Origin of the sequence: Cytobacillus firmus, from assembly GCF_023657595.1 — a bacterium.
In the GTDB taxonomy this organism is placed as follows: Bacteria; Bacillota; Bacilli; order Bacillales; family Cytobacillaceae; genus Cytobacillus; species Cytobacillus firmus_B.
Window position 1 is genome coordinate 577642 of sequence record NZ_CP098323.1, and the last position, 18536, is coordinate 596177.

An 18536-nucleotide genomic window follows, 5' to 3' on the forward strand; every position below is an offset into this window, starting at 1 on the left:
TTAATAGGTATAGTCATATTGAGACCCAAGTTGGAGGCTTGTTAATGAACTTCATAACTCGAAAAACAAAATCATTTTGGATAGATCAAATAGCCGGCAAGAGCTGTGAAATAACGGATCCATTTGATTTCTCCTGTATGGATCGATATGTTGAGGGGAAAAGGGTTGTGCTGCTGGGAGAGAGCAGCCATGGAATCGGAGATTTTTATAGAACTAAAGTGAATATGATTAAGTATTTGCATGAGGTCCATGGATTTAATGCTGTTGTATTGGAGAGTGGTTTACTTGAAGCGGTATTAAGCAGATGTCTGCTGAAAGACCTTCCTGCTAAAGAACAAATTCAGCACAGTCTTCTTGATATTTTTCATAGCGAAGAGATGCTTCCTTTATTTCAGGAGTCCTGGGCGGATAGCCTTCATATTTCAGGAATGGATATTCAGCCTGCATATCAGCAGGTATCCCATAGGATGCTGGACTGGCTCAAACTACATACTGACGAAGAAATGGTTTCTTCAATCAATCGGGCAGAAACCGTATTCTTTGAAATCGATGAGGAGATTAGGGGACAAGCCAAAATACCGAAAATGGTCAAAGAAAAGATACGAATGTGCATGGGTTTATATCAATCATGCCTGGAGCTTTTTGCAAGCAGGGTAATTGAAGCTAATCGGGAAAGAGAAGAAATCCTGAAGGTTATTGGACAGGGGCTGAAAAACCGTCTGAAGTGGCTGGAAATCAATACAAAAAGCTGGATGGCATCTGGTGTCATGCGGGGAACGAATATGTTCAAAAATCTGCAGTGGTTATTAGAAGAGCATTTCAAGGGTGAAAAGCTCATTGTCTGGGCTCATAATTTTCATATTAGAAAAAGCAAAACACTGACCTCAAGCCTTTTGGGAATTACGACTGTCGGACAGCTCTTGTCCAATAGCAGATATAGTGATCAAGTTTATTCAGTAGGGTTTTATGCAGGAGAGGGTGAGTTTGCTTCCCTGCTAAGAGTTAACTTTTCTATTGATGCCACCAAAAATAAGCACCTGGAAAGTTTGTTTATGGAGGCTTGCGGACATGACAGCTTTGTGCCGTTATGTGACAAGGGGCTGCCGGAGCGCAATTGGATGAAGCGGAGATGGCAGCTCCTTGAAGCAGGAATGATGGGACAGCTGCCGATTTCCATTTATCCTCAAAAGCATTATGACGGCATCTTTTTTTGCAGAGTGGTGCAGCCGCCCGTTTATTTAGAGCGATGAAGGGGTGGGAACAGCATGAAATTTTTAGTTAGCATGTATGCGGTTATGGCGATTATGGTTTTAGTTAATCTGACAAGTGAATTTATATTAAATGGAGAGTACTCGGCGATGGCAACCTGGCTTACCGTTACTTTATTTTTCCTGGGGACTTTATTTTTTATTAATGCAAGGTCCTGCTTCTCCAAAAAATGAGTGCTGGGACATCAATCCGTGATGAATAATGGGCAGTCAAAAGGCTATCCTGTTCCAGAAATGCCGGACATGCCGAATGAACATGCACCTGGGCTTTTTGATTTGAATAATTAGTTTTTTTCGAATGGCGTCCTGAATATAGGACGCCATTTTTCTATATATATTTTAAGGTTTCCTTTAGCATTTTTGGGGAATCTATAGTTATCAACGAAGAATATGCTGCTAAAAGGAGTGCTGCGGATGGAGTCCATATGGCTGGAGTATGCCTGGGCATTATTGATATTAATTGGACTGGAAGGATTGCTGTCAGCGGACAATGCCCTTGTTCTGGCAGTCATTGCCAAGCATTTACCGGAAGATGAGAAGAAAAGGGCAATCAATTATGGAATAATTATGGCATTTGTTTTCCGATTTGGTGCGCTGTTTGCCATATCTTTTATTGCAAACGTATGGCAGATACAGGCTATTGGAGCGGCCTATCTATTGTACCTTGGCTTAAAACATGTGATTAAGGCCAAGTTCGGTAAAGAAAATAAAAATATTCGCGAGGATGTGAAGAAAGACGCAGCCGGGAAAGGATTTTGGCCTACTGTAGGAAAGATTGCATTAGCGGATCTTGCCTTTGCCATCGATTCGATTCTTGCGGCTGTTGCACTGGCACTTGGACTGCCGGATTCACCGCTTGATGATTTCGGCGGCATGGATGGAGGCCAGTTTATTGTCGTCGTTTTAGGCGGGATTGCCGGACTGATCCTGATCAAATTCGCAGCTACCTGGTTTGTGAAGCTGCTTGCCAAACGGCCTGCATTGGAAACAACGGCCTATGCGATTGTCGCCTGGGTTGGTGTCAAGCTTGCTGTTATCACACTTGCCCATGAGGATATTGGTGTCCTTGATCATCATTTTCCTCATAGTACAGGCTGGACTATCGTCTTCTATGGCGTATTAGTGGCCATTGCGCTGCTTGGGTGGTTTGCTCCGGGTAAGAAACAAACGGAGGGTGAAGCTTTATAAAGAGAAATGCGTTGATCTTAGGATTAACGCATTTTCTTATGGACAGCTTTTGCGGGCTGTCTTTTTTGATTGGGAAAATAAAACTGCTGAACATTCGATTAAAGTATAAAAAATTACAGGTGATATTAAAAGAGTGCTAGTGATAACGCTTTCATGAACTGGGAATAAAGTTATAATTTTTCCTGTAGACAGGTAATTCTTATCCATTATAAAGGGGGAAAAAGAATGAAAAGAAAGTGGAAAGTCGTTTCTCTTATGTTGTTGATATTTGCATTTATTGCAGCAGGGTGCAGCCAGGGAACCGGCGGCGGAAGCAGTGAAGTAAGTGTCGGGATTGTTTTGCCAACGAAAGATGAGCCTAGGTGGGTTCAGGATGAGCAAAGATTTAAAGATGCGTTAAAAGGAACGGAATACACAACTGAAATTTTATTTAGCCAGGGATCTTCGGCTAAGGAAAAAGAAAATGTAGAGACTTTGCTGAACAAAGGGATTGATGTACTGATCATCTGTCCTCAAGATGGTGATGCAGCTGCAGCGGCGGTTGAAGCCGCAAAGAAGGATGGCGTAAAAGTCATTTCCTATGATCGTTTAATTACTAACACAGATGCAATTGATTATTATGTAACATTTGACAGCCTTGCAGTAGGAGCTGCACAGGCACAATATTTAGTTGACAACGCAAAGGGCAAGGACGTGCCTCTGTACCTATATGCCGGCGCTGCTTCTGATAATAATGCCTTCTTATTCTTCCAGGGAGCATGGAGCGTGCTTCAGCCTAAAATTTCAGATGGCACATTCAAGATTGCTAACTCAAGCGAAGCCGAAGCTTTGAAAGATACAGCTGATCTGTCCCGTGACCAGCTAAGCAAAATTATTGGTCAGGTAACAACGAACTGGGATCCTAACGAAGCAAAGAACAAAGCGCAAACCCATTTGACAGCAGCCTCTGACGATCTGAAGGGCGATGTGGCTATTCTTGCTCCGAATGACGGAACTGCCCGTTCCATTGCAGATGTATTTGGAACTGACAGCGCAGTATTCAGCTATCTTGTGACAGGTCAGGATGCAGAGAAAGCTTCCATTCAATACGTTATTGATGAAAAGCAATCCATGACAGTATTCAAGGATGTTCGTACTCTCGTAAAAGATGCAATGGGCATGGCGATTGATATCCTTGAAGACAAAGACCCTGAGACAACTGGATCTTACGATAACGGCAAGATTGAAGTTAAAGCAAAGCAAACAGATGTAATCGTTGTCGACAAAGATAACGTAAAAAATGAACTGATCGATTCTGAATACTATAAAGCAGATGAATTTACAGGGCTTTAATCAATAAGGACGAGAAGTAGTGATAGATGCGTCTATCACTATTTCTCCTTCTGAATAGCTGTTTGGCTAAGGGGGAGTCATAATGAGCGAAAATATTTTGGAAATGCACGGAATCTCCAAAGAGTTTACAGGTGTTAAAGCGCTCAGCAATGTCAATTTCAAGGTGGAGAAAGGTGAGATACACTGCTTAATCGGTGAAAATGGAGCGGGCAAATCCACTCTGATGAAGGTGCTCAGCGGCGTATATCCTTATGGCACATATGAGGGTGATATTGTATTTGAGGGCAGTGTGCAGCAATTCAACAAAATTAGTGACAGTGTAAAGGCAGGAATCGTCATTATCTACCAGGAGCTTGCCTTGTTTCCTGATCTCACAGTCTATGAAAATATTTTTGCGGGCAATGAAATCAAGCAAGGGGGAATCGTCGATTGGAACCGGACCATTGCTGAAGCTAAAAAAATGCTGGATAAGGTTAAGCTCGATGTGAACCCTGAGATACTCGTTAAAGACCTGAGCGTTGGAAAACAGCAGTTGGTCGAAATAGCCAAAGCTTTAAGCAAGGATGTGAAACTGCTTATCCTGGATGAACCGACTGCAGCATTGAATGAAGATGACAGCGAAAATCTGCTGGATTTATTAGGTGAGCTGAAAAAGCAGGGAATTACCTGCATTATGATCTCCCATAAGCTGAAGGAAGTCATTTCCATTGCAGATAAGGCTACGGTGCTTCGTGATGGCCAAACAATTTGTACCCTGGACGCAGCAAAAGGTGAAATCTCTGAAAATGTCATTATCAAAAACATGGTTGGCAGGGAGATTGAAGATATTTATCCGAAGAGGCCGAACAAGACGTTTGGTGATCCTGTTCTTGAGCTTCGCAGCTGGTCTGCGTATGCTGTGCATTTGGGCAGGCAGGTTGTAAAAGATGTTAATTTTCATGTTCAAAAAGGAGAAATTGTCGGGATTGCTGGCTTGATGGGGTCAGGCAGGACAGAACTTGCCCTGAGTATTTTCGGAAATCCAAAATCTTATAAATTGCAAGGCGAGCTCCTGGTGGATGGCGTTCCAAAGACGCTGAAGCATCCGAGTGACGCCATCAGGTCAGGGATTGCGTATGTGACGGAAGACCGAAAAGGGGACGGCCTGTTTTTAATACAGGACATTAAAAACAACATTTCTGCAGCAAATCTCAAACGGGTTGCAGTAAATGGAGTGATTAACGATAACGAAGAAGTGAAGGAAACAGCGGAATATAAAAAGTCCATGTATATCAAAGCTTCATCACTTGAACAGGTTGTCGGCAACTTAAGCGGAGGAAACCAGCAGAAAGTATCCCTGGGCAAATGGCTATTTGTCGGGCCGAAATTGCTGATTCTGGACGAGCCGACGCGTGGCATTGATGTGGGAGCTAAGTTCGAGATTTATACGATTATGAACCAATTGATTGAGGAAGGCATGAGCATCATTATGATTTCTTCGGAACTGGGTGAAGTTCTTGGGATGAGCGATCGTGTCTATGTCATGGCGGAAGGCCAAATGAAAGGTGAGCTGTCGATTGAAGAAGCCAATCAGGAAAGTATTATGCAGCTTGCTACGCAATAGGAGGTTAATCTAATGGAATTTATTAACGAAGCGAAGACGCTATTTAAAGATAATATCCGTGACTACGGCATGTACATTGCCTTATTCGTTATTATGCTCACTTTCACCATTATGACTGACGGGCTGTTTATGTCTTCACGAAATATAAGCAACATGCTTGATTCAACGGGGTACATTGCTGTCCTGGCAGTGGGGATGACGCTGGTTATCGTGATTCGCCATATTGACCTCTCAGTCGGATTTGTTGCCGGCTTTTTGGGGGCCATTGCTGCAATTCTCCTGACGGGAATGGGAGTGCCTTTTTATATCACTATTCCGGTTATTCTGGCGCTGGGTATTTTTGTCGGACTGTTCAACGGTCTTCTAGTTGCAAAATTTGGTATCCCATCCTTTGTTGCTACACTTGCAGGAATGCTGATCTTCAGAGGAGCCCTTCTTCAGGTAACAGAGAAAACAGGGACCATTATCATCAAGGATGACGGATTTAACGCAATCGGGAACGGATTTATTCCTTCCGTTATGCAAGTGAATGGACTGCACCTGCTTACACTGATTCTGGGATTACTGGCGATATTGCTGTATATATACAGTGAAATTTCCACCCGGACAAAAAAGATCAACTATCAATTCGAGGTAGTGTCTAAAGGGATTTTTATTGTCAAATTAGTTTTCGTTTCAGCTATCATTTCCTATATTACATGGATCCTCGCAGGCTACAACGGATTTTCCTGGACAGTTGTCATCATGCTTTTAGTGGTTGTCGTCTATCATTTCCTGACAACGAAAACCGTGCTCGGAAGACATATATATGCAGTAGGAAGCAATCCGGAAGCGGCACATCTGAGCGGAATCAATGTAAATAAAATTACGTATATAGTCTTCGGTTCAATGGGGATGCTGGCAGCCCTTTCAGGTATATTATTTACCTCCCGGCTTCAGTCAGCGACTACTACTGCCGGGACATTATTTGAACTTGATGCCATTGCAGCTGCTTATGTTGGCGGGGTTTCATCAGCAGGGGGCGTGGGCAAAATCACCGGTGCTATTATTGGTGCTGTGGTCATGGCCTCTTTATCCAGCGGTATGAATCTGCTCGGAGTAGGGGTTTCCCTCCAGTATATGATCCGTGGAGGCGTATTGGCGGGTGCTGTGATCTTTGATGTCATGACTCGGAAGAAGAGAGGCTAGATTACCAGTTTCCTGCATTCATAGTTTTGAAAATGGGGCATCCGGCAAGGGTGCCTTTATGATGCAGATGGGCAGCATTCCATAAAGCACTGATTATCCTCTTGTTAACACCAAACAATCCTCTCACTTTCTAACTCTTCTATCAGCCTTAAAAAGGTGATAGAATTAAAATTATTTAACTATTCATACTTAGAAACGGAGATACAGCCTTGCGTAAAACGGGTATTTTTATATTTTGTCTAACATGTATCGTCCTTGGTTATTTCACATTCACGCTTTACAAGAAAGCGTTTACATCCGAACGGGATCTTCCGGCAGCATCAGATGGACAGGAAGTGAAATACCGGCTGGTTCTGATAACGCAGGAATTAGAGACCCCTTTTTGGGATAAGGCAGGTATTGCTGCACGGGAACAAGCACGGAAGGATGGGGCAAGTCTGGAAGTCTGGGGAAGCTATGGAAAGAATCAAGAGGAATTTTTAAAAAAGCTGGAGATAGCCATTCAATCAAAAGTGGACGGCATCATTGTTCAGGGTCTGGACACTCAGGAATTCAAAGATTTAGCAAAGATAAAAGCAGCTTTTTATGGAATTCCGATTATTACAGTGGCCAATGACGTGCCCAAATCTGAAAGTTTGAGAAAAACGTACGTCGGCTCTGATCAATATCTGGCCGGGCAGTTAATTGCAGAACAGCTTCTTGACGATATGGGCCATGAGGGAAAAGTCATCCTTATGGGCGACAAGCATAAAGAGTATTATCAGCAGCAGCGCCTCGATGGGATCCATGAAGTACTGAAGGATTATCCAAATATCCAGACAGTCTATGCGGAAACGACTGATGTTAGGGAGGAAATTATTGCTGCCACTCAGAACATGCTGAATCAAAACCCGGATACTGATAGTTTTGTAGCTATTAAGGCCAATATAGCCGGAGCGATGATTCATGAAATTGGCAGGCGATCATTGGTTGAACCTTATTATATCTATTCTTTTGACGATGGTCCGGATTCAATTTCTTTGCTTACTCAGGGAAAACTTGATGGAATCATTGAACAATCCCCTGAGAAAATGGGAAGCCTCAGTGCAGAGCTGATTTTAAAATGGCTCAGGGATGAAGAAGTGCCGCTGAAATCTGATGGCTACCTGACCGATATCAGGATATTAAAGGCGCTGGAAAAGAAATGAACAAAATACATAAGAAAATCTGGACACTTACGACTGTAATTCTTTTGATCATGGCAGCCATTTGGATCACACTTACTTATTATAATCAGAAAACTCAGAATCAATATAACGATATTCTTCAGCGGTACCTTCGGATGAATGAGGTTACAAGGACAAGCCAGCAGATGATTGCAGACTTGAATAACTATTTTATCACCCCCATTCCGGAGAATTTGGACAAATTGAACACTAGCAAGGAAAAAATGATAAAGGTGAGAAGTGAAGTTTCATATCTGCGAAATTCAGAAAATGATTTTGCACTGACAAATTATATGAATCTAATTGATAGCCTGGTTGAGACGACGGACCGCTCCCTTCTTTTCTTTAAAGAAAAGGAGACAGAGGACTCGGCCAAGGAATTTTCGGAAGCAACGCGCATCTCCATGTATATATCTGAGATGACGCTGACACTGGTCGATAGTGAACTGAATACATATGAACGGTTTTACCGGGGGATCATTGAACAATCCGAAGAAATGAAAAAACTGGGGATTTGGCTCATGCTGATGATCACATGCCTTTTAATGTTCTTGACCTATGGCTTTTCCTTGAGCATCACGAAGCCTGTACAGAAGCTGACCAAGGCAGCCAATGATTTATCAAGGGGAAGATTTCATTTGCCGATAAAGGTTGATTCGAATGATGAAATTGCTTTCCTTGCGCAGACTTTTGACCGGATGCGGGTTAATATCAATAATCTGATTTCAGAAATCCAGCATAAGGCACAGCTGGAGCATGAGCTGCAGGAAAGCAAGTTGCTGCTGAAGGAAAGCCAGCTCTTGAACCTGCAAAGCCAAATTAACCCTCATTTTTTATTTAACACATTAAATACCCTTTCCAAGAAAGCCTATCTGGAAGGTTCTCTTGAAACAAGTGACTTGCTTGTAAGTGTTGCCGGCCTGCTGCGCTATAACTTAAAAAGGCTTGATAGGCCCGTGACACTTGGTGAAGAAGTGATGGTCCTGCAGAAGTACATGGATATTCAAAAAGCCAGATTTACAGATCGTCTGCATTTGAAAATGTCTATAGATGAAACGTGTCTGAATGTGGACATTCCGGGTCTCACGCTGCAGCCAATCATCGAGAATGCCGTTAATTATGCAGTCGAGCCCAGGGAAGATGGCGGGAAAATCTGGTTTCGCATTCAGGACGGAAATGACTGTGTAATTATAGAAGTGGAAGACGATGGTCCAGGAATTGAGGAATTTAAAATTAAACAGATTCTTCAAGGGCAGTTCATTCAGAAAGATGGAAATTCAACAGGCATCGGGTTTACCAATGTAGTCAGGCGTTTGCGCCTTTTTTACGGCAGTGACGATGTCATGAGCATTGAGAGCAGTGCTGCAGGCACAAAAGTAGTGATGAAAATACCGAAAGATAGGAGGGGGGCTGCATGACAAAACTTCTGATCGCGGATGATGAACAAATTGAGCGGGAAGGACTGGAAATGATTCTGCAGACAGCCTTTCCTGGTGTTGAAATCATCCAGGCGAAAAATGGAAAGATGGCCGTTCAGCTGGCTAAAGAGTTTATGCCTGAATTAATCCTGATGGACATCCAAATGCCAGGGATGAATGGCCTGGAAGCTATAAAGCAAATCAGTGAAGAGATTCCGCATATTAAATTTATCATGATTACAGCTTTCGATACATTCGATTATGCACGCCAGGCGATAAAGCTTGGGGTAAAGGATTATTTACTGAAGCCAAGCAAGATCACGGAAATTGAAGCAACAATTGGGAGGGTGCTTGAACAGATTGAGGAAGAGCGGAGGTTCCGTGAAATGACAAAGCTCCAGCAGGATGCGCTGCAAAGGGCTCTTCCGGTCATTGAGACAGATGTCGTGACACAGCTGCTGTTCGATCATGTCCATGAAGTTCATCTGGATATGCTGGTTGAAATGCTCGATCTTCGCTCAACAGATGAACAGTTTGTCATGAGCATCCTGCTTCCCGATGGACAGGGACACCTCTATACCGCAGTCAAAGAGAAGGTCAGACAAGCAGGCAGTGCATGGGTAGGTGCACTATATGGCCGTCAGCTTCCCATCATTGTTTTTCGGGAAAAGCAGCATTCATTCCGTTCGCAGGCTATATCCATGGCCGGCGAAATTCTTTCTCTTGCAAAAAAAGGGTCATCAGAAGGCTGGTTCGTCGGGATCGGGAATGCTTGCGGTTCCCTGCAATCCATCCGTCAATCCTATCAGGAATCTCTTATTGCCACTTTGGATTCAACTCTTCCTGTTAAATACCGTTTTTATTCCGACGTGCCAGTACTTAGTGCAGGGGAGGATCTGCAGCTGACCAAAGAACGGGAAAAACAGTTTTTCGATCAAGTCAGACTTGGAAAATGGCAGCAAATCAGCTTGCGTGTAATGGAGATGATTCAGCGTTGTGAAACGGAAAGAGCAGGGGTGATTCAAGCGCAGCAGCGGGTGCTGCAAATGCTTTGGATTGCTTCACGCGTAATGAGTGAGATTGGGGTTGAAGCTCCCGCACCATTTTTTGCCTATCAAACGCAGGATTTCCGGCAGCTTCGCTCTGAAACGGATGAATTGTTAGGACAGATGAGGAAATCGTATATGGAGCATTACGACAGGCTGGAAGCGGATACTGTCCATCAGCTGAAACAATATATAACCGAACATTCCCATGAAGATATTTCTCTTGAAGCATTGGGAAGGAAAGTGGGGTTAAGCCCGATTTATATCAGTAAAATGTTCAAGGAGAAGCTAGGGGTTAACTATATTGACTTCCTGACTGAATGCCGTATTGAAAGAGCAAAGAAGCTGATGGCAGATCACGGGAAAAGTCTGAAGGAAATTACCTTTGAGGTGGGCTATCATGAACCGAACTATTTCAGCAAGGTTTTCAAAAAGATGTGCGGCCGCTCACCGACGGAATTCCGCAAAACCCTTCTGGGCAAAAAAGACTGATGGAAGGAAAAGGGGCAAGACAGATGGATAGGATTCAAAGGAAGCTGACTCTGGCTGCACTGTTTCTGGTTTGCCTCCTGTCAGCCTGCCAAATGGATACAGCAATCGAAAAAAATCCCGGGAAAGCAATACCTGCGGCAGGCAAAGTGCAAGGAGGAGAGGATGGGAAGAAACCCATTAAAATCGGCTTTTCAATGGATACTTTATTGGAAGAACGCTGGCTGAAGGATCGAGATCTGTTCAAAGAGGCTATAGAAGAGCTTGGAGCGGAAGTGGAGATCATGGCTGCGAATGGGAATGATGCGGTTCAAATATCACAGGCAGAAACATTAATAAAACAAAGGGTGGACCTGCTGGTTGTCGTTCCCCATAATGCTGAAGCCACCGCTTCGATCGTCAAAAAAGCACATGAGGCAGGCATTAAGGTCATCTCATATGACCGGCTTGTGAAAAATGCTGATATCGACTTATACATATCCTTTGATAATGAAAAGGTTGGTGAGCTGCAGGCAAAGGCCATCACCAAACTGGTACCTAATGGGAAGTATGTGTATATTGGCGGAGCAATCACTGACCATAACGCACATTTATTCAAACGAGGAGTCTTTAACGTGCTTCAGCCTTTAATTGATAAAGGAGATATTCAGATTGTTTATGATCAGTGGTCCAGAGATTGGACACCGGCGAATGCATTTGTGAATATGGAAGAGGCTCTTAAAGCCAATCAAAATCAAATTGATGCCGTGATCGCGGCAAACGATGCAACTGCAGGCGGTGCCATCCAGGCATTGGCGGTGCAAGGGCTGGCAGGAAAAATCCCTGTAGCCGGGCAGGATGCCGAGCTTGCCGCTGCCCAGCGGATCATCAGAGGCACGCAGACGATGACAGTATACAAACCTATCGGCACACTGACCAAAGAAGCTGCTGAACTTGCGGTCAGAATAGCAAAGGGTGAACAGGTAGAAACAACCCGAAAAATTAATAATGGCAAAATTGAAGTGCCTTCAGTCCTTCTTTCGCCTATCGCTGTTGATAAACACAACATGGATAGCACCATTATTGCAGATGGGTTTCATTCCAGAGATGAAGTTTATAAGTAGGGACTCGGGGACAGACACCCACGCCCCCGACTGGGACTTGGAACCTGTCCCTGAGTCCCTATTGCGTGAACGGTTCTCTGCTGGTATGATAAATGTAATTATAATGAAATGGAGGTTTTCCTGTTGACAGCATCAATGAGACTAAGAAGCCCGCTTTTCAATCGTTAATTGAATACGTTTGAAGGCTCTGCCTATGTTCAGAGCATAGGGATTGGTCTGTCTATTTAAGGAAACCTATATTTAACGGTATTTTTTAAAGAGGGGATGAATTTCTCCTCTTTTTTGCTGTCTTCGGAAATAGAATATAGAGATCGGATGGATTCAGCTGAATATAGGCAAAGCTTGTTTTTATTAAATATAGAAATGAGTGATTAATATATGAGTACCTTAAATTCTAATCTGCAGGAAAATTGGCTGAAGAATATTATTCTCTTTTTAAGCAGCCAGACGATCTCCCTTTTTGGATCGTCCCTCGTTCAATATGCCATTATGTGGCATATTACGTTAACGACAGAATCCGGTTTGATGATGACTCTCTACATTATTTGCGGGTTCATTCCGACCTTCTTCTTATCACCGGTTGCGGGTGTTTGGGCAGACCGGTACAACCGGAAAATGCTGATTATTTTAGCAGATGGCCTCATTGCCTTTTCAACACTGATACTCGCCATCCTCTTCTTAATGGGGTATGAGTCCATCTGGCTGCTGTTTGTCATGGCAGGAATTCGTGCCCTTGGAACAGGAATCCAGACTCCTGCTGTCGGGGCGATTCTGCCTCAGATTGTTCCGAAGGAGAAGCTGACAAAGGTGAATGGAGTAAATGGGAGCATACAGGCTGTCATTATGTTTGTTTCACCGATGGTCAGTGCCGCTTTAATCGCTATGGCATCGCTTGAGGTCATCTTCTTCATCGATGTCATCACAGCGGCGATTGCCATTGTTACACTGATGACGTTTGTTAAAATTGCTGTGCACAAAAAAGCAGCAGCGGAACAGACAGCGAGTTACTTCAGCGACTTTAAACAAGGGCTGCAATATGTGAACAGTAATCCTTTCCTGAAGAAGTTTTTCTTATTCTTTGCCGTATTCATCGTGCTAATGGCGCCTGCGGCCTTTCTGACGCCGCTGCAGGTTACCCGTACCTTTGGGGGAGATGTGTGGGAGCTGACTGCCATTGAAATTGCTTTTTCAGTCGGAATGATGGCTGGAGGCGGAATTATTGCTTCCTGGGGTGGATATCCAAATAAAATTACAACCATGACCCTTGCCAGTCTCATCATGGGGATCTGCACCCTGGCACTCGGCATCGTGCCGGTTTTCTGGATTTATTTATTGTTCATGGCGTTTTTCGGGATTGCCATGCCAATTTTCAATACACCGGTAACTGTATTGCTTCAGGAAAAAATTGAAGAGGATTATTTAGGCAGAGTGTTTGGTGTCATAGGGATGATCTCCACCTCCATGATGCCGATTGGCATGCTGATATTTGGCCCGATTGCAGATGTCATTGCCATCGAATGGCTTCTTGTGGGAACAGGGGCATTCATTATCCTGTTAGCTGTCATTTTAGGACGGGATCAGGTGCTTCTGGAAGCCGGGAAGCCTGAGCTGAGTGAATCGTAAACCCTTCTGATTAAATTAAGAGAAACAAACAACAGTCAAAATAAAAAGCTCAATTCGCAATGAATTGGGCTTTTTGCTAATATAATTATAAATGAATGCTGGATTTTATTTATGTTTTAATGTAGAGGTTAGCAGGAGGCAGTTATGGGTTTAAAATATAAATGTTTAATCTTAGATCATGATGATACAGGGGTAAAAAGCACACCTGGTATACACTTTCCATCATTTGCAGAGGCTCTTAAAGACTTGCGGCCAAATGATAAACCTATATCTTTTGAAGATTTCGTCAGATATTGTTATCATCCGGGATTTACTGCATTATGTAAGGATATTATTAAATTTACAGATGAGGAACAAAATCACCAGCAGATGGTATGGAAAAAATATACCGAGTCAACTGTACCTGACTTCTATGAGCTGTTTGCTGAGACAGTTCAAGAGTTTAAAAAGCAAGGTGGAATTGTGACGGTTGTTTCTCATTCTGAGACAAGCAGAATTGAAAGAGATTATTCCATTCATTGTGGATTTGTGCCAGATGCCATCTTTGGCTGGGATCTTCCTGAGAATCAAAGAAAACCGCATCCATATCCAATTAAAGAAATATTAAGGCGCTATGAACTTCAAGAGACTGATGCATTAATGCTCGATGACCTGAAGCCCGGATTGGATATGGCCAGAAGCTGCAATGTGGATTTTGCGGCTGCCGGATGGTCTCACATTATCCCTGAAATCAAGGAACAAATGAAGTTAGATTCAAAGTATTATTTTGAAACAGTAGAGGAATTTAATAAATTTATTTTTAAATAACAAAACGCTTGGGCTAAATCCTAAGCGTTTTGTTATGCAGAATCACTTTTAGAATGAGTAGCAAGGAACAGCTGGAATTAAAGGAGAATATTTATATTTAGCATTTCTTTGAGGGGGAATAAGTTATGAGGCAAATTATCGCATTAGGAGGAGGCGGGTTCTCCATGGAGCCGGAGAATCCATTGTTAGATGAATACATTTTACGTCAGTCAGGTAAAGAAAATCCTAAAGTCTGCTATGTGCCTACTGCAACAGGGGATTCCGAGGTTTGCATTAAATGGTTTTATGACTTTTTTGAAAAACAGAAGTGCCAGCCCTCTCATTTATCATTATTTAAACCGCCAGCAAGAGATATAGAGGGGTTTATACTGGATAAAGATATCATTTATGTTGGGGGCGGAAATACGAAGAATTTATTGGCTTTATGGAAAGAATGGGGATTAGATAAGATTTTACGAAAGGCATGGGACCAAGGGATCATATTAGCCGGCATCAGTGCGGGCTCCATTTGCTGGTTTGAAGAAGGGGTTACGGATTCTTATGGAGATAAACTGGAGCCATTAACATGCCTCGGCTTTTTGAAAGGAAGCAATTGCCCTCATTACGACGGAGAAGCGGAAAGAAGGCCTGCCTATCACCAGCTTTTGGCTTCTGATAAAATAAAGCCTGGAATTGCAGCGGATGATGGAGTGGCTATCCACTTCATTGAGGAGGAGGTCAGCCGAATCGTAAGCTCTAGACCGGATGCCATGGCCTATAAGGTCTATTTCGATAAAGAAGTTAAAGAGATTGAACTGAAAACCGAATATTTGGGTTCTTGAAGCGAATCAGTCTTTTGCTGTTAACTTTATTTAAATAGAAGGAAGTGCTTAAAAAGATGGATTTACAGACGGTTATGCAGGAGCTTGAGGCTCTCGGCAAGGAACGGACCAAGAAAATGTACATATCTAACGGAGCACATGAGCCGCTTTTTGGTGCTGCAACAGGTGCAATGAAACCGATAGCTAAAAAAATTAAAAGAAATCAGCCTTTGGCGGAGGAGTTATACGCCACAGGGAACTACGATGCCATGTACTTTGCAGGCGTCATTGCAGATCCTGAGGCCATGACCGAAGCGGATTTTGACCGCTGGATGGATGCTGCTTATTTTTACATGCTGTCCGATTATGTAGTGGCCGTTACATTAGCTGAAGCAGATATTGCACAGGATGTTGCCGACAAATGGATCGAAAGCGGGGAAGAACTGCGGATGTCAGGTGGCTGGAGCTGCTATTGCTGGCTTTTGGGAAATCGTCCGGACGCTGAATTTTCTGAAGAGAAGCTGGCCAAAATGCTTGATAAAGTGAAAGACACCATCCACAATTCTCCGGAGCGTACGAAATCCGCCATGAATAATTTTGTCTATACAGTGGGTGTTTCTTATTTGCCGCTCCATGAAAAGGCGGTTGAGATTGCAAAAGCCATTGGGCCGGTCGAAATGAAACGGGATAAGAAAAAAAGTACCATTCTGCAGGCCTCAGAAAATATCCAAAAGGAAGCAGATAGAGGAAAGATTGGCTTTAAAAGGAAATATGTAAGATGCTAAACCAATTGGGGCTGGGTTAGACAATGAACCTGTCCCTTTGTGTTATAATGAGGAACTTAGGAATGATGAAATGCGCTAATAGTGGAACGGATGTCCGCTCAGCGATTCAATATGGAGGGTAAGGTAATGAATAAACGATGGACCATCAGCAAAATTAACGATTTCGTTGAGAAAAACTCGGATAGTAAGCTGCTATCGACGGAATATCATGGTTTTTCTCAAAAGCTGCTTTTTCAATGTGCATGCGGCAGCCAGTTTGAAAAAACATTTACGAAATTTAAAAATAATCACCAGCGCAAATGTGACGTTTGCCAGCCGCCTAAAGCGTCACGCTAAAGGGGACACGGGGACAGATACACTGTCCTTTTTTCAGTTCTGTATTTGAAAATGTATTTGAAAGCAGGTCATAAAATGAAAACAGAAAAAGAAAAAATGCTGGCCGGAGAAATGTATGATCCTGCCGATCCGGTATTATTAAAGGAACGCGAGGAAGCAAGACGAAAGGTCAGAATGTACAATCAGACTCTGGAGACTGAAGGGGAAAAGCGAATAAAGTTATTAAAGGAGCTACTTGGGTCTACCGGAGAAAACGTATATATGGAGCCCAATATCAGATTTGATTACGGCTATAATACTCATGTAGGTGAAAACTTTTTTGCGAACTTTGACTGTACCATCCTGGATGTCTGTGAAGTGCGTTTTGGAGATAATTGCATGCTTGCTCCCGGTGTACATATCTATACGGCAACGCATCCGCTTCATCCCGCTGAACGCAATTCAGGCAGAGAATATGCTAAGCCGATTACGATTGGAAACAATGTGTGGGTCGGGGGAAGTGCAGTCATTAATCCAGGTGTAACAATAGGGGACAATGCGGTGATCGCATCAGGTGCAGTTGTTACGAAAGATGTGCCTGATAATGTGGTAGTAGGCGGAAATCCAGCTAAAATAATTAAACAGATTGAGCTTTGAATTCTTCCCAGCATCCATAAAAAAAGTCATTTCCCATTGCGGATTTGGCTTTTCTTATGTTTCAGCGCAGGGCAGCCGACTCTATTTTTGGTCTTTGTTCAACTATATCTCTGGCCAGTCCATCTTCCGATTTTTAAACAAGCCACATGGATTTCGCACGAAACGAATAACATTACTCCTCAAAGAGAAAACTGTGAAATAAAAACTCTGGAGGAAAGTCATGAGGGATAATAAAGAAAAACTTGAGAATACGGTGCAAGACAGCGGTCAAAAAGAAGATTTCAATGAGTTTAGCAACCCGGACTATGGCCTAAAATCAGTTGCAGATGGATGCGATTTTGCTGAGGGAGAAAAAAAGCCTCCTCAGTGCGATAGGTTATAGGTATCTGGTTAACGCTTTTTATTCTGACAGCTACCTATTAGAAGGTCTCTACTAAGCTGCTTCAAGATTTAGTATAAATATGGAAAGGGATTTGGAGAGTTTAACAATAAAATTATTAGATTTTTTTATATTTTCACAAATATCTATTATTCTTACATTGATATACTAAACATATTAGGCAACTGGGGGGAGGAACCGTATGAAAGACATTTTAAAAATTGGAAGCGCTTTTATTGGTGTAATTGTTGGTGCTGGATTTGCATCGGGGCAGGAAGTTCTTCAGTATTTTACCAGTTTTGGCATAATGGGTATTTTTGCTGCTATTGTTGCAACCGCTTTATTTGCTTATGTCGGTATGATATTGGTATGGTTAGGGAGCAGCATGAAAACTTCCTCACATAAACTTGTGATTTATAAGATAAGCGGCCGATATCTAGGTTTAATTATTGATTATATTCTAATTTTCACTTTGTTTGGTGTAGGTGTAGTCATGATAGCAGGTGCAGGGTCAAACTTAAATCAACAATTTGGATTACCTGTCATAATTGGGACTAGTGTTATGGCGATTCTTGTTTTTTTAACGGGAATGTTAAAGGTTGACCGTGTTGTTGCTATCATCGGTGGGATTACCCCATTTCTAATCCTTTTTGTCATCATCACATCTATCTATAGTTTTATAAATGCTGATGGGTCATTCCACGCTTTGAATGGTGTGGCGAAGGAGACTCCGACAACTCTGCCAAACTGGTTTATTTCTGCTATCAATTATGTGTCCTTTAACACGGCAGTAGGTGCTTCAATGGCAATCGTGATGGGGGGAGCTGAAAATAAACGTAAAACGGCCGCGTTAGGTGGATTAGTTGGAGGTTTTGGGCTAGGTGTTCTTATTCTGCTTAGCCATCTGGCTATTTTCTCTAAGATTGAAAGTGTAGGCAGTATGGATATGCCAATGCTGGCCATTGTTAATGATATTTCACCTGCATTGGGTACGATCATGTCGGCGGTTCTCTTTGCCATGATCTTCAATACAGCTATAAGCATGTTTTTCTCTTTTGTGGCCCGGTTTTCCAAGGTTGATACCACACATTTTAAAAGGTTATTCGCAGGAACCATGATTGTAGCATTTGCAGCAAGCTTCATAGGTTTTACTGATCTTGTCAGCTACTTCTACCCGCTGATAGGTTATCTTGGATTGGTCCTAATTGCTGTCTTATTTTACGCTCCACTTAGATTGAAAAGGATTGAAGAAGCAGGAGACGGAGATGGAGAAGAATATCCTAAAAAAGTAGTGAACAGCTAGATGCCAATAAATCAGAGAATAATGGAG

18 protein-coding genes are annotated in these 18536 nt (G+C 42.7%); all 18 read left to right on the forward strand.

Features of this window, described 5'->3' with window-relative positions; genetic code table 11:
• Positions 1-44: 44 nt before the first annotated feature.
• The 18 genes from NAF01_RS03145 to NAF01_RS03230 all read left to right on the forward strand — a co-directional run bounded on the left by NAF01_RS03145 (position 45) and on the right by NAF01_RS03230 (position 18509).
• Complete coding sequence (locus NAF01_RS03145; RefSeq protein ID WP_197248683.1) at positions 45-1250, forward strand: erythromycin esterase family protein; 1206 nt, start codon at positions 45-47, stop codon at positions 1248-1250.
• Between the two features lie 15 nt (positions 1251-1265).
• On the forward strand, positions 1266-1442 hold the full coding sequence (locus tag NAF01_RS03150) for a hypothetical protein (protein WP_250801720.1): 177 nt from the start codon (positions 1266-1268) through the stop codon (positions 1440-1442).
• Between the two features lie 240 nt (positions 1443-1682).
• Positions 1683-2456: a TerC family protein gene (locus tag NAF01_RS03155; RefSeq protein ID WP_035326567.1), complete on the forward strand. Its 774-nt coding sequence runs from the start codon at positions 1683-1685 to the stop codon at positions 2454-2456.
• A 225-nt stretch (positions 2457-2681) separates the two neighbouring features.
• A complete protein-coding gene (locus NAF01_RS03160; RefSeq protein WP_250801721.1) occupies positions 2682-3788 on the forward strand; it encodes a sugar ABC transporter substrate-binding protein in 1107 nt (368 codons plus the stop codon).
• Positions 3789-3870: 82 nt separating this feature from the next.
• Entirely contained in the window at positions 3871-5391 is a 1521-nt protein-coding gene (locus NAF01_RS03165) for a sugar ABC transporter ATP-binding protein (RefSeq protein WP_250801722.1), read from the forward strand.
• 12 nt (positions 5392-5403) lie between these two features.
• Positions 5404-6579: a sugar ABC transporter permease gene (locus tag NAF01_RS03170; protein ID WP_061791860.1), complete on the forward strand. Its 1176-nt coding sequence runs from the start codon at positions 5404-5406 to the stop codon at positions 6577-6579.
• Between the two features lie 209 nt (positions 6580-6788).
• Positions 6789-7766: a sugar ABC transporter substrate-binding protein gene (locus NAF01_RS03175; RefSeq protein WP_197248687.1), complete on the forward strand. Its 978-nt coding sequence runs from the start codon at positions 6789-6791 to the stop codon at positions 7764-7766.
• Entirely contained in the window at positions 7763-9202 is a 1440-nt protein-coding gene (locus NAF01_RS03180; RefSeq protein ID WP_250801723.1) for a sensor histidine kinase, read from the forward strand. The genes NAF01_RS03175 and NAF01_RS03180 overlap by 4 nt, the downstream gene beginning before the upstream one ends.
• Positions 9199-10740 (forward strand): response regulator, encoded by a 1542-nt coding sequence (locus NAF01_RS03185; RefSeq protein ID WP_250801724.1) that lies wholly within the window; start codon positions 9199-9201, stop codon positions 10738-10740. The genes NAF01_RS03180 and NAF01_RS03185 overlap by 4 nt, the downstream gene beginning before the upstream one ends.
• Positions 10737-11840, forward strand: coding sequence for a D-xylose ABC transporter substrate-binding protein (gene xylF / locus NAF01_RS03190; RefSeq protein WP_434964683.1), 1104 nt, complete (start codon positions 10737-10739; stop codon positions 11838-11840). The genes NAF01_RS03185 and xylF overlap by 4 nt, the downstream gene beginning before the upstream one ends.
• A 378-nt stretch (positions 11841-12218) precedes the next feature.
• On the forward strand, positions 12219-13463 hold the full coding sequence (locus tag NAF01_RS03195) for an MFS transporter (protein ID WP_250801726.1): 1245 nt from the start codon (positions 12219-12221) through the stop codon (positions 13461-13463).
• Positions 13464-13607: 144 nt separating this feature from the next.
• A complete protein-coding gene (locus NAF01_RS03200) occupies positions 13608-14270 on the forward strand; it encodes an HAD family hydrolase (RefSeq protein ID WP_197214135.1) in 663 nt (220 codons plus the stop codon).
• Between the two features lie 125 nt (positions 14271-14395).
• Positions 14396-15091 carry a Type 1 glutamine amidotransferase-like domain-containing protein gene (locus NAF01_RS03205; protein ID WP_048009676.1) on the forward strand — a complete coding sequence of 232 codons (696 nt, stop codon included), beginning with the start codon at positions 14396-14398 and terminating at the stop codon, positions 15089-15091.
• A 56-nt stretch (positions 15092-15147) separates the two neighbouring features.
• Positions 15148-15855, forward strand: a complete 708-nt coding sequence (locus NAF01_RS03210) for a DNA alkylation repair protein (RefSeq protein ID WP_197214137.1) — start codon at positions 15148-15150, stop codon at positions 15853-15855.
• A 126-nt stretch (positions 15856-15981) separates the two neighbouring features.
• A complete protein-coding gene (locus NAF01_RS03215) occupies positions 15982-16191 on the forward strand; it encodes a hypothetical protein (protein WP_048009674.1) in 210 nt (69 codons plus the stop codon).
• Between the two features lie 75 nt (positions 16192-16266).
• The gene (locus NAF01_RS03220; RefSeq protein ID WP_197214138.1) at positions 16267-16827 is read left to right on the forward strand and encodes a sugar O-acetyltransferase; all 561 of its coding nucleotides are present in this window, start codon (positions 16267-16269) and stop codon (positions 16825-16827) included.
• A gap of 220 nt (positions 16828-17047) precedes the next feature.
• On the forward strand, positions 17048-17209 hold the full coding sequence (locus tag NAF01_RS03225; protein WP_197214139.1) for a hypothetical protein: 162 nt from the start codon (positions 17048-17050) through the stop codon (positions 17207-17209).
• A gap of 199 nt (positions 17210-17408) precedes the next feature.
• Positions 17409-18509 (forward strand): YkvI family membrane protein, encoded by a 1101-nt coding sequence (locus NAF01_RS03230; RefSeq protein ID WP_250801727.1) that lies wholly within the window; start codon positions 17409-17411, stop codon positions 18507-18509.
• Positions 18510-18536 lie beyond the last annotated feature (27 nt).

What these genes read in the sequence shown, in the direction of transcription:
- NAF01_RS03185 (WP_250801724.1), top strand. Translation starts at nt 9,199, where the DNA reads ATGACAAAACTTCTGATCGCGGATGATGAACAAATTGAGCGGGAAGGA.
- NAF01_RS03225 (WP_197214139.1), top strand. Translation starts at nt 17,048, where the DNA reads ATGAGGGATAATAAAGAAAAACTTGAGAATACGGTGCAAGACAGCGGT.
- NAF01_RS03220 (WP_197214138.1), top strand. Translation starts at nt 16,267, where the DNA reads ATGAAAACAGAAAAAGAAAAAATGCTGGCCGGAGAAATGTATGATCCT.
- NAF01_RS03150 (WP_250801720.1), top strand. Translation starts at nt 1,266, where the DNA reads ATGAAATTTTTAGTTAGCATGTATGCGGTTATGGCGATTATGGTTTTA.
- NAF01_RS03205 (WP_048009676.1), top strand. Translation starts at nt 14,396, where the DNA reads ATGAGGCAAATTATCGCATTAGGAGGAGGCGGGTTCTCCATGGAGCCG.
- NAF01_RS03155 (WP_035326567.1), top strand. Translation starts at nt 1,683, where the DNA reads ATGGAGTCCATATGGCTGGAGTATGCCTGGGCATTATTGATATTAATT.
- NAF01_RS03200 (WP_197214135.1), top strand. Translation starts at nt 13,608, where the DNA reads ATGGGTTTAAAATATAAATGTTTAATCTTAGATCATGATGATACAGGG.
- NAF01_RS03170 (WP_061791860.1), top strand. Translation starts at nt 5,404, where the DNA reads ATGGAATTTATTAACGAAGCGAAGACGCTATTTAAAGATAATATCCGT.
- NAF01_RS03230 (WP_250801727.1), top strand. Translation starts at nt 17,409, where the DNA reads ATGAAAGACATTTTAAAAATTGGAAGCGCTTTTATTGGTGTAATTGTT.
- NAF01_RS03165 (WP_250801722.1), top strand. Translation starts at nt 3,871, where the DNA reads ATGAGCGAAAATATTTTGGAAATGCACGGAATCTCCAAAGAGTTTACA.
- NAF01_RS03145 (WP_197248683.1), top strand. Translation starts at nt 45, where the DNA reads ATGAACTTCATAACTCGAAAAACAAAATCATTTTGGATAGATCAAATA.
- NAF01_RS03215 (WP_048009674.1), top strand. Translation starts at nt 15,982, where the DNA reads ATGAATAAACGATGGACCATCAGCAAAATTAACGATTTCGTTGAGAAA.
- NAF01_RS03210 (WP_197214137.1), top strand. Translation starts at nt 15,148, where the DNA reads ATGGATTTACAGACGGTTATGCAGGAGCTTGAGGCTCTCGGCAAGGAA.
- NAF01_RS03180 (WP_250801723.1), top strand. Translation starts at nt 7,763, where the DNA reads ATGAACAAAATACATAAGAAAATCTGGACACTTACGACTGTAATTCTT.
- NAF01_RS03195 (WP_250801726.1), top strand. Translation starts at nt 12,219, where the DNA reads ATGAGTACCTTAAATTCTAATCTGCAGGAAAATTGGCTGAAGAATATT.
- NAF01_RS03160 (WP_250801721.1), top strand. Translation starts at nt 2,682, where the DNA reads ATGAAAAGAAAGTGGAAAGTCGTTTCTCTTATGTTGTTGATATTTGCA.